The 12163-nt window shown below is 62.8% G+C and carries 1 protein-coding gene (running past one end of the window); it reads left to right on the top strand.

The window, feature by feature from the left end; translation table 11 throughout:
- Positions 1-12163 carry the end of a non-ribosomal peptide synthase/polyketide synthase gene (locus CJ178_RS10585; protein WP_143547505.1) on the top strand. The gene continues 16442 nt to the left of window position 1, outside the view, so 12163 of the gene's 28605 nt are visible here — the last part of the coding sequence; its start codon lies off the left edge, out of view; it ends in the stop codon at positions 12161-12163.

Genomic DNA, 12163 nt, shown 5'->3' with positions numbered 1-12163 from the left:
CTACGCGTTGTGGCAGCGTGGTGTTCTCGGTTCCGAGAGTGACGCGGAATCCGTACTCGCAGAGCAGATCGGCTACTGGGCTAAGGCTCTCGACGGAGTTCCAGACCAGATCACCTTGCCCAGTGACCGCGCGCGTCCAGCCGTGTTCACCGGCCGGGGAGCCACCTACAGCTTCCCGATTTCCGCGGATGTTCACCGCGGACTGGCCGCTGTGGGTCGCGAGCACCAGGCATCGCTGTTCATGGTGATGCACTCGGCGTTGGCAACACTTCTTGCCCGGTTGTCCGGCACCACCGACATCGCAGTCGGTACCCCGGTGGCCGGTCGCGGCGAAGCCGAACTCGACGAACTGATCGGCATGTTCGTCAACACGCTCGTGCTGCGCACCGAGGTCGATCCGGGGATGCGTTTCCTCGATCTGCTTACGTCGGCGCGTGAGAGTGATCTCGCGGCTTTCGCTCACGCAGACGTGCCGTTCGAGCGACTGGTCGAGGTTCTCGATCCGGTGCGTTCGCAAGCGCACAACCCGTTGTTCCAGGTTGCCTTGGCATTCCAGAACCTGGGGCAGAATCACCTGACGCTGCCAGGACTCGATATCACCGAATTCGATATCGCGGAAACCGTAGCGAAGTTCGACCTTCAGTTGACCCTGGTGGAAGCTGCCGATGGTCACGGAATGACTGCGACCTTCACGTATGCGACGGATCTCTTCGACGAGGGGACAGTTGTCTCCTTCGCCGAGCGGTTGACTCGGATTGTCGAAGCCGTCGCCGTGGATGCGACGCAGGCTGTCGGCGACATCAACATCCTCGAAGCGCCTGAGCGCATCGAATTGACCAGTCGCCGAGCGTCCTCGGGCATCGAGCCGAAGCCGTTGGCCGACATCCTGGCCGAGACCGCGTTGCAGTATCCCTCCAACGAAGCTCTCCGCTACCAGGATCGGTCGATGACCTACGCCGAGGTCGACGAGTGGTCGTCGCGCCTCGCCCGTGTCCTGATCGCTCGCGGTCTGGGCGCCGAAGATCTGGTCGCAGTGTCGATTCCGCGTTCCATCGAATCGGTCCTGCTGGTGTGGGCGGTATCCAAGACTGGCGCCGCGGTTGTTCCCATCGATCCGCACTACCCGGCTGACCGCATCGCGCATATGGTCTCCGACTCGGGCGTCTCGGTCGGTCTGACTCTCGAAGCTGAACTCGCAGCACTTACCGACACCGTGGAGTGGCTCGCGATCGACAGTGATGCTTGCGCGGAACTGATGGCAGCGCAGGATAAGTCACCGATTCGTGAAGATGAACGTGTGCGCCCCGTCCTTCCGGCGCATCCCGCCTGGGTAATCTACACATCAGGCACAACGGGCTTGCCCAAGGGTGTTGTTGCTACCGGTGCGGGCCTCGCGAGCTTCAGTGCAACGCAGGCACAGCACTACCTGGTGACGCCGAACTCCCGCACGCTGCACTTCGCGTCGCCGAGTTTCGACGCGTCGATGCTCGAACTGTTCCTGGCTGTCGCGACAGGCGCTGCCATGGTGATCGTCCCGACGTCGATCTTCGGCGGCGACGAGTTGACTGCGCTGTTCAAGTCCGAACGCGTCACACACGCCTTCATCACGCCCGCGGCGTTGGCTTCCATGGATCCGTCGGGCCTGAACGATCTCGAGGTGGTTGGTGTCGGCGGCGAGGCGTACTCGCCGGAGCTGATGGCCAAGTGGGCGGATCAGCCGAACCGTCGACGTACGTTCCTCAATGTCTACGGTCCCACCGAGACCACTATCGTCACCAACGTCAGTGTGCCGCTGATGCCGGGCGACCGGATGACCATCGGCGGAACCATCGGCGACATGGCCGCGTTTGTTCTCGACACGCGTCTGCAGCCCGTTCCGGTCGGCGTTGCCGGTGAGCTGTACCTGTCGGGTCCCCAGGTCACCCGCGGATACCATCGCCGCCCGGGATTGAGCGCGGATCGCTTTGTTGCCAACCCGCACGGCCTGCCCGGTGAGCGCATGTACCGCACCGGTGACGTTGTGCGTTGGACTGACCAATATCAGGTTGAGTATGTGGGCCGCAACGACTTCCAGGTGAAGATCCGTGGCTTCCGTATCGAGCTCGGTGAGATCGACGCGGCACTGACGGCACATTCGGACGTCGAGTTCGCTGCGACGATGGGCACCACGCTGGCGTCCGGTGCTCCGGCACTGGTGTCGTACGTGTTTGTCGGCAAGGATTCTGCTGTCAGCTCGGCGGATCTGAGTGAGTTCGTCTCACGCACTCTGCCGGCGCACATGGTGCCTGCGTCGATCATGGTTCTGACCGACATGCCGCTGACCCCGGCCGGCAAGCTGGACCGAAAGGCTCTGCCGGAGCCGGTATTCGAGGTCAAGGAGTTCCGCGCTCCCACCACCGAGATGGAACGCATCCTCAGCGAGGTCTTTGCCGACGTTCTCGGCCTCGATCAGATCGGTACCGACGATTCGTTCTTCGCTCAGGGCGGAGACTCGATCATGTCGATCCAGTTGGTGTCCCGCGCCAAGGCCCGAGGTGTTCTCTTCACGCCCAAGGACGTGTTCGAGAACAAGACTGTGGCAGAGTTGGCCGAGGTCGCCGTCTTCGGCTCCGATGCCGACGCGATCACTGTTCTCGCCGAGATCGAAGGCGGCGGCATCGGTTGGATGCCGCTCACTCCGATCAAGCGCTTCATGTTCGAACGGCCCGGCAGCTACCAGCGGTTCAACCAGCTGTTGACGTTGGAATTGCCGCTGGGAATCGACAGGACCGGTGTTGTCGAAACGTTGACTGCGGTCATCGATCACCACGACATGTTCCGTTCGCGTCTGGTCGATGATCAGCGTGGTCCGGGCATGGCTGTGTCCGCGCCCGGAACCGTCGACGTGGATGGTTTGGTGCGCCGGGTGCAGGTGGACCCCGCGATTGCGGATACAGAGCTGACGGCCATCGCGTCGGGCGCTCTCGACGACGCTCTCGGCCGGTTGGATCCGGCCGCTGGTGTCATGGCTCAGTTCGTGTGGATCGACTTCGGTGACACGCGTACCGGCCGATTGATCGTGGCTGCGCATCACCTGATCGTCGACGGCGTCTCCTGGCGAATTATCGTGCCGGACTTGATTTCCGCGTGGGCCCAGCGCAGTGGCGGAAGTGTGCCCGTGCTCGAACCGACGGGCACGTCCATGCGTACCTGGGCGCACTCGCTGGCTGCGGAATCACGATCCGACAAGCGACTGGCAGAACTGCCACGTTGGCGTAAGACGCTGTCGACTCCGGACCCCATTCTCGGTTCGCGTGCGTTCGACCCCTCCGTCGACGTTGCGGCAACAGTCGAGCGTGTGCGCGTCGAGGTGCCCACAGACGTCACCGAGACGCTGCTGACCACCCTGCCCGAGATGTTCCGCGGCGGAGCCAACGACGGTTTGCTGGCCGGACTAGCTTTGGCACTGGTGCGCTGGCGGCGTGACCGGGGCATCGACACCGAAGCGGCACTGCTCCAGCTCGAGGGCCACGGCCGCGAAGAGGGCGTCGTCCCGGGTGCCGATCTTTCGCGCACCGTCGGCTGGTTCACGGCGGCCTTCCCCGTCGCCCTCGACCTTGCCGGTATCGACATCGACGACGCCTTCGGCGCCGGAGTTGCTGCGGGAGCGGCGATCAAGGCAGTCAAGGAGCAGTTGCTCGCCGCTCCCGACAAGGGTGTCGGCTATGGACTGCTGCGGTACGTCAACGACGACACCCGCACCGAGCTGTCGGAGCTGAGCAGCGGGCAGGTCAGCTTCAACTACCTGGGCCGCATTGTGGCGGAGGATATTCCGGCTGCAGCGCAAGGCCTCGGATGGATTCCGGCACGCGACTTCTCCGATGTCGCTGCGCCGGAAGACCCGGACATGCCGGCCAACAAGGTTGTCGACATCAATGCCATCGTCAACGACGGCCCTGACGGCGCGGTGCTCGAAGCATCGTTTGCCTTCCCGAACGGATTGCTGAGCGCCACCGAGGTGCAAGCCCTGGCCGACCTGTGGGTCGGAGCACTCACAGCGCTGGCGCAGCACGCACAGGCCGTCGGCGCAGGCGGACTCACGCCGTCGGACGTGCCGCTGGTAACGCTGACCCAGCAGGATCTCGACGGGTTCGAGCAGCGTTTCCCGGCGGTGCAGGACGTCTGGCCGCTGGCTCCGCTGCAGTCGGGTCTGCTGTTCCACGCTGTCATGGCCGAGTCGACCGTCGACCTGTACTCCGTGCAGATGGTTCTCTCGCTGTCCGGCCGCGTCGACGCGGATCGCCTCCACGCCGCAGCACAGGCCATCATCGATCGTCACCCGAACCTGCGCACCGCATTTGTGGTCGACGGAACGGGTACGCCGGTCCAGGTAGTTCTCGGTGACATCGACGTGCCGTGGCGCGAACTGGATCTCACCACAATCGCTGACAGCGAAGAACGACGCCGCGAGTTGGATCGGATTCTTGCCGAGGACCAGGCCACGCACTTCGACATGTCGAACCCGCCGTTGATCAAGTTCACGCTGATCAAGATCGCGGCGAGCGAATACCGCCTTGTTGTGGCAAACCACCACATCATCCTCGACGGCTGGTCCATGCCGCTGCTGCTCCAGACGCTCCTCGGCCACTACGCCATGCGTGGGAACATTCCCGCTCAGACGCGGTCACTGAGCTACCGGAACTACCTCGCGTGGCTGGTCCAGCAGGATCGCAGTGTGTCCATGGATGCCTGGGCGAAAGCGCTGGGCGGCGTCGAAGAGCCGACGTTGCTGGCTCCCACCGTCGTTGGTCAGGAATTCAGTGCGCTGTCGCAGAAGTTGCAGATCTCGCTCAGCGAATCGGTGACCGCGACATTGACCGGTTTGGCATCGAGGACCGGCGTTACCGCCAACACGATCGTCCAGGCTGCCTGGGCAATTCTGCTGGGACGCATGACCGGTCGCCAGGACATCGTCTTCGGTGCCACGGTCTCCGGCCGTCCGCCACAACTCGACAGCGTCGAGAAGATGGTGGGCCTGTTCATCAACACGCTGCCCGTGCGTGTCCAACTGGATCTGGCCGAGTCCGTCGAGGCATTGCTCTCCCGGGTTCAGATCGAACAGGCGGGATTGCTCGATCACCATTACCTCGGCCTGACCGACGTGCAGAGCGCCGCGGGCGTCGGCGGACTCTTCGACACTCTGGTGATCTTCGAGTCCTACCCGGTCGACCGTGACGGTCTTGCAGCGCAAGCAGAGTTCTTGGACGGCATGGTGATCGACGACGTCGCCTCCGACGATTCCACGAACTACCCGCTCACCCTGCTGATCGGTCTCGACGACCAACTGCACTTGACGCTTCGTTACCTACCCGACTTCTTCGACGAGTCGTACGCGCAGGCCCTGCTGGGTCGCCTCGAGAGTCTGCTGACAGAAATCGGTGAAACTCCGTCTACTGCAGTCGGTGACATCGAGATCATGACCGCGCCTGAGCGTGCTTTGGTGCTCGAAACCTGGAACGACACGTCTCGTCCGGTTGTGGGTGGGTTGTTGTTGGATGGTTTTGATTCTGTGGTGGCGGTTTCTTCGGGTTCGCGGGCGGTGGTGTTCGGGGATGAGGTGCTCTCGTATGGGGAGTTCGATGAGAGGGTCAATAGGCTTGCGCGTTATTTGATTGGTTTGGGTGTTGGGCCGGAGTCGTTGGTGGGGTTGGCTGTTCGGCGGTCGGTTGATTTGTTGGTTGGGTTGTATGCGATTGTGCGTGCGGGTGGGGCGTGGGTGCCGTTGGATCCTGATGCTCCGTCCTCGCGTAATGAGTATGTGTTGGATTCGGCTGATCCGGTGTGTGTGGTGTCGACGGAGCGTGATGGTTTCACGGCGTCGGGTCGTCGGGTTGTGTGTGTGGATGTTGTTGATGTGTCTGGTTTTTCGGGTGCGCGGGTTTCTGATGTGGATCGTCTTTCGCCGTTGCGGGCGTCGAATACGGCGTATGTGATTTTCACGTCGGGGTCGACGGGTCGGCCGAAGGGTGTGGCGGTCTCGCATGCGGCGATTGTGAATCAGCTCGAGTTCATGCAGGGTGAGTATGTTTTGTCGGCTGCTGATGTGTATTTGCAGAAGACGGCGACGACGTTCGATGTGTCGTTGTGGGGTTTTTTCATGCCGTTGCGGGTGGGTGCGGTGTTGGTGTTGGCGTCGGCTGATGGTCATCGGGATCCGGGGTATTTGGCGTCGGTGATTGACGAGCAGGGTGTGTCGGTGACGGATTTTGTTCCGACGATGTTGTCGACGTTTTCGTCGTTGGTGGATCCGGGGTTGTTGGGTTCGTTGCGTGATGTGTTGGTGATCGGTGAGGCGTTGCCGGTGGAGGCGGTGCGTGAGTTCGGGTTGGTGTCGTCGGCGCGGTTGCATAATTTGTATGGTCCGACTGAGGCTGCGGTGTCGTTTACGTTTGCGGATGTGACGGCTGCTGGGTCGGGGTCGGTGGTGTCGATTGGTGTGCCGGAGTGGAATTGCCGGGTGTTTGTGTTGGATTCGCGCCTTCGGCCGGTTGCGGTGGGTGTTGCGGGTGAGTTGTATTTGTCGGGTGTGCAGTTGGCTCGGGGGTATGTGGGTCGTCCGGATTTGAGTGCGGATCGGTTTGTGGCGTCGCCGTTCGGTGTGGGTGGGGAGCGGATGTATCGGACGGGTGACCTTGTGAGGTGGTCGTCTGAGGGGGATCTGGAGTACATCGGTCGTACTGATTTTCAGGTGAAGTTTCGTGGTCAGCGGATCGAGTTGGGGGAGATCGAGGCGGCGTTGGTGTCGCATGGGTCGGTGTTGTCGGCTGCGGTGGTGGTGCGTGGGTCGGTGATGGGTGATCAGTTGGTGGGGTATGTGGTGCCGGCGGTGGGGTCGGTTGTGGATGTGTCGGTGTTGCGGGGGTTTGTGGGGGAGCGGGTTCCGGGTTATATGGTTCCGGCTGCTGTGGTGGTGTTGGATGCGTTCCCACTTAATTCGTCGGGGAAGTTGGATCGGGCGTTGTTGCCGGAGCCGGTGTTCGAGGCTCGGGTGTTTCGGGCTCCGGTGTCGTCGGTGGAGTTGGTGGTGGCGTCGGCGTTTGTGGGTGTGTTGGGTGTTGATCGGGTGGGGTTGGATGATGATTTCTTCGAGTTGGGTGGCAACTCCCTCATCGCGACTCGGGTTGTCATGCGCATCGCCGAAGAACTCGAGACGGCCGTACCGGTTCGCCTTCTGTTCGAAGCGTCCACCGTTCAGGAACTCGCCGCACGTCTCGAATCGCACGTCGGCGAAGGAAGCCGCCTTGCGCTGACAGCTCAGGATCGTCCGGAAGAGATTCCGCTTTCTCTTGCGCAGCAACGTATGTGGTTCCTCAACCGGTTCGACGGCTCCGCCGGTGCCTACAACATGCCGTTTGCTCTGCGACTGAGCGGCGAACTCGATCTGAGGGCGATGCGTGCGGCTATCGGCGACGTCGTTGCCCGTCACGAAACCCTGCGCACTGTGTATCCGGAAACCGATTCGGGACCGGTCCAGGTCATCGAACCGGTAGGACATACGCCGGTGCAATTGGACGTCGAAAGCGTCACGGAAGCCGAGATTGTCGGCAAGCTGGTCGAATTGGCGTCGACGAGGTTCGACGTGACGGCCGAAATCCCGCTGCGGATTCGGTTGTTCCAGGTAGCCGAGAACGAGTACGTTCTCGCCGTCGTGGTGCACCACATCGCCGCGGACGGCTCCTCGACTACTCCGTTCGCCCGCGACCTCGTCATGGCCTACGCGGCACGGGCGCAGGGAACGGCGCCGGGTTGGGCTCCGCTGGACGTGCAGTACGCCGATTACAGCCTGTGGCAGCGCGAGGTGCTGGGCAGCGAGGACGACCCGGAATCCGTGTCGTCCGAACAGATCGCCTACTGGAGCCAGGCTTTGGCCGGGCTGCCGGACCAGCTGGACCTGCCGACGGACCGTCTGCGTCCCGCCGCGCAGTCGTACCGCGGTGGCTACCTTCAGTTCGAGATCGACGCAGCAGTGCATCAGGGTCTGTCGGCGCTGGCCCGTGAGCACGGCACCACCTTGTTCATGGTCACGCACGCGGCGTTTGCGGTCCTGCTGGCGCGCTTGTCCGGTACCGACGACATCGCGGTGGGCACCCCGATCGCCGGTCGTGGTGAGCGTGCGCTCGACGATCTGATCGGCATGTTCGTCAATACCCTGGTATTCCGGACACACGTCGACGGCGCAGACAGCTTCACGGAACTGCTTGCCCGCGTGCGAGAGAACGATCTGCAGGCATTCGCGCATGCCGACGTTCCGTTCGAGCGACTGGTCGAGGTTCTCAACCCCGCGCGTTCGACTGCTCGTCACCCGCTCTACCAGGTGGGATTCCTCTTCCAGAACATGGAACAGGCAAGCCTGGAACTGCCTGGTCTCGCAGTGAAGGGCCTGGAGATCGACAACGGTGTTGCCCAGTTCGATCTGCAGTTGATCGTCGGTGACAACTACGACGAGCGTGGTGTTGCCTCGGGCATCTCGGCCGTATTCAGCTACGCGCACGACCTTTTCGACGAGTCGACAGTCCAGTCCTTTGCTGATCGGTTCAACACCGTTCTGGCTGCGGTTGTTGCCGATCCGTCGGTCGTGGTCGGCGACATCGACGTGCTCGATCCGCATGAGTCGAATCAGGTTCTGCAGGAATGGAATGCAACGGAGCATGTACTCGACTCCGACGCGACACTGGTCGACCTGTTCGATCAGCAGGTTGCCGCGCACGGTGATTCCGTCGCGTTGGTCCATGGACTCGAATCGCTGACGTATGCCGAGTTCGACAACAAGGTCAACCGACTCGCCCGTCACCTGATCGGAATGGGAGTCGGTCCGGAGTCGTTGGTGGCGTTGGGAATGCGACGCTCCATCGACCTGGTGATCGGCATGTACGCCGTTGCCAAGGCAGGCGGCGGTTACGTCCCGATCGATCCGGATCATCCGGCCGATCGCACCGGGTACGTCCTCGAGATGGCCGCGCCGGTGTGCGTGCTCAGCACCGAGAACGACGCGCCGTCGCTCGTGGGGATCGACAACGTTCTGGTCATCGACACCCTCGATCTGTCGGGCGTCTCCGGAGCGCCTGTACACGGCGACGAGCGGATCGCACCGCTTCGTTCGGCGAATACCGCGTACGTGATCTTCACGTCGGGATCGACCGGCAAGCCGAAGGGTGTGGCGCTGTCCCACGCCGCGATCGTCAATCAGCTTCTGTGGAAGCGTGATCGCTACGGTCTCGACCAGACCGACGCAATGTTGCTCAAGACCGCAGCAACATTCGACCTCTCGGTCTGGGAGTTCTGGTCCGCCTTGACATCCGGGTCCCGCCTGGTCATCGCCGACCCGGACGGCCACAAGGACGCCGAGTACATGCTGGCGCTCATCGCCCAGGAGAAGGTGACGACGCTGCACGCGGTGCCGTCCATGCTCTCGATGCTGACGGCCGCGGCAGACGGCACTCTTCCGCAGTCGCTCGAGCGTGTCCTTGCCATCGGTGAGGCCTTGCCCGCGGCAACGGCGGCAGAGTTCCGCAAGGTGTCCGATGCGGCACTGGTCAATCTGTACGGTCCGACTGAGGCTGCGGTGTCAGTGACGGCGCACGATGTGGACGAGAGCGACACCTCGTCGGTCTCGATCGGTGCCCCGGAATGGAATACGCAGGTCTACGTGCTCGACGAGCGACTGCATCCGGTCCCGGTCGGAGTCACCGGTGAGCTGTACCTGGCCGGAACCCAGTTGGCTCGCGGTTATCACGGCCGCGCCGACCTGACGTCGGAACGCTTTGTCGCCAACACCTTCGGAGAACCGGGCTCACGTCTGTACCGCACCGGCGACCTCGTTGTCTGGCGCAGTGGCGGTGAACTCGAGTACGTCGATCGTGCCGACTTCCAGGTGAAGATCCGTGGCTACCGCATCGAACTCGGTGAGATCGAAGCTGTTATCAGAGCTGCTGAGTCCGTGGACGCCGCGGTTGTCGTCGCGAAAACCGATCCGCGACTGGGGGATCGACTGGTCGGTTACCTCGTTCCGCAGGCCGGGGCCACCGTCGACGTCGACAGTGTGAAGGCGGAACTCGTCCGCGAGTTGCCGAGTTACATGGTGCCGTCGGCGTTGATGGTGCTGAGCGAATTGCCGCTCAACATCAACGGCAAGATCGATCGAAAGGCGCTGCCGGAACCCGAATTCGAGGCAACGGAATTCCGTGCCCCGAGCAACCCGGTCGAGGAGATCGTGGCGTCGGTGTTTGCCGAAGTCCTTGGCGTTCCACGAGTCGGGTTGGACGACGACTTCTTCGATCTCGGTGGAAACTCGCTGATCGCCACGCAGGTTGTCGCACGGTTGGGTCAGGCGCTTGATGCCCAGATCCCGGTGCGGATCATCTTCGAAGCGTCGACTGTCGGACTGCTGGCGTCGCGGGTGCTCGAACATGCCGGTTCCGGTTCGCGGGCACAGTTGGTGGCGCAGGAACGGCCGTCGCAGATTCCGTTGTCGCTCGCTCAGCAGCGGATGTGGGTTCTCAACCAGATCGACCGCAGGTCTGCCGCGTACAACATCCCGGTCGCGATCCGGATGTCCGGCGATCTCGACGTCGCAGCATTGCAGTCGGCCGTCTCCGACCTTGTTGCTCGCCACGAGATCCTGCGGACGTTCTATCCCGATCTCGGGGACGGCCCGACGCAGTCGATTCAGTCCAAGTCGGCAGCCGTTGTCGACATGGCCGTGCTGTATGTCGGCGAAGACACGATTGGGGCCGAGGTCGCGAAGGTCGTCGGTCAGGGCTTCGACGTCACTGCCGGTGTTCCGCTGCGCGTTCGCCTGTTCCAGATCACGCCCACCGAGCATGTCCTGATCGTTGTGGTCCACCACATCAGCGGCGACGCATTCTCGATGGCTCCGATGATCAGGGACACGATGATCGCGTACACGGCGCGTACCGGGGGAGCGGCACCCGAATGGGCTCCGCTCGAAGTCCAGTACGCGGACTACACGTTGTGGCAGCGCGACGTTCTGGGTTCCGAGGACGATCCGGATAGCGAGCTGTCGACGCAGCTTGCCTACTGGACGCAGGAACTCGCCGGCGTTCCCGAACTTCTGGAACTGCCGACGGACCGTCCTCGTCCGCCGACGCAGTCGATGAAGGGTGCGGACTTCCTGTTCACGCTCGGCGCGGACTCCACGCGTCGAATCGCGGAAATCGCGCGCGAGCAGAACTCGACCGTGTTCATGGTCGTGCACGCCGCGTTCTCGGTGCTGCTGTCCAAGCTCAGTGGCTCGAACGACATCGCGATCGGTACCCCGGTGGCGGGCCGCGGCGAGCGAGTCCTGGACGATCTGGTCGGTATGTTCGTCAACACGCTGGTGTTGCGCACGCAGGTGAAACCGGCAACCACGTTTGTCGACCTACTGCAGCAGGTGAAGGAGAAGGACCTCGCGGCGTTCGGAAATGCAGACGTGCCGTTCGAGCGTCTGGTCGAGCAGGTCGGGCGTGAGCGCTCACAGGCGTACTCACCGCTGTTCCAGGTGATGCTCACGTTCCAGAACATGGCACTTGGCACGTTTGCGCTGCCAGGGCTCGAACTGTCGGCGGTGGATGACGGATTCGACTCGGCGATGTTCGACCTGCAGCTCACCGGTATCGAGGAGTTCGACGAGCGCGGTGCGCTGTCCGATATCCGGATGCGGTTCACCTACGCAACCGATCTGTACGACGCCGCGACCATGGAACTGTTCGCAGCCAGGTTGCGGGCCGTGGTCGACGCCGTTGCCGCAGATCCGACGGTGGTTCTGCGGACCATCGACATCGTGACGGACTTCGAACGCGCGCTGATCGAGGCAGCCGAGCCGAAGACTGTCGCCGATCTTCCGGACCTCGCAGCAGCGGCCGCCGCAGCAGATCCGACGGCGGTTGCCTTCACACACGGCGACACCGTGGTGACCTTCACACAGCTGGCCGAGAAGTTGGCGCTGATGAGAGCGACGATGGGTGCCGCGCTGGGTGCGGATGCCTTGATCTCCGTGTCTCTGACCGGCCTGGTTCCGGGAATTCTCCCGGCGCTCGGTGCTGACGGAATTGCCTCGTTGGTGAGCTCGTTGATTGCGGATGCGCAGGCGAGCGCGGAAAAGGGTGACCGTATCGACGGGTAA

The organism is Rhodococcus sp. ACPA4 (genome assembly GCF_002300185.1).
GTDB classification, from domain to species: Bacteria; Actinomycetota; Actinomycetes; order Mycobacteriales; family Mycobacteriaceae; genus Rhodococcus_F; species Rhodococcus_F globerula.
This window is presented reverse-complemented; position numbering and strand designations above follow the sequence as displayed.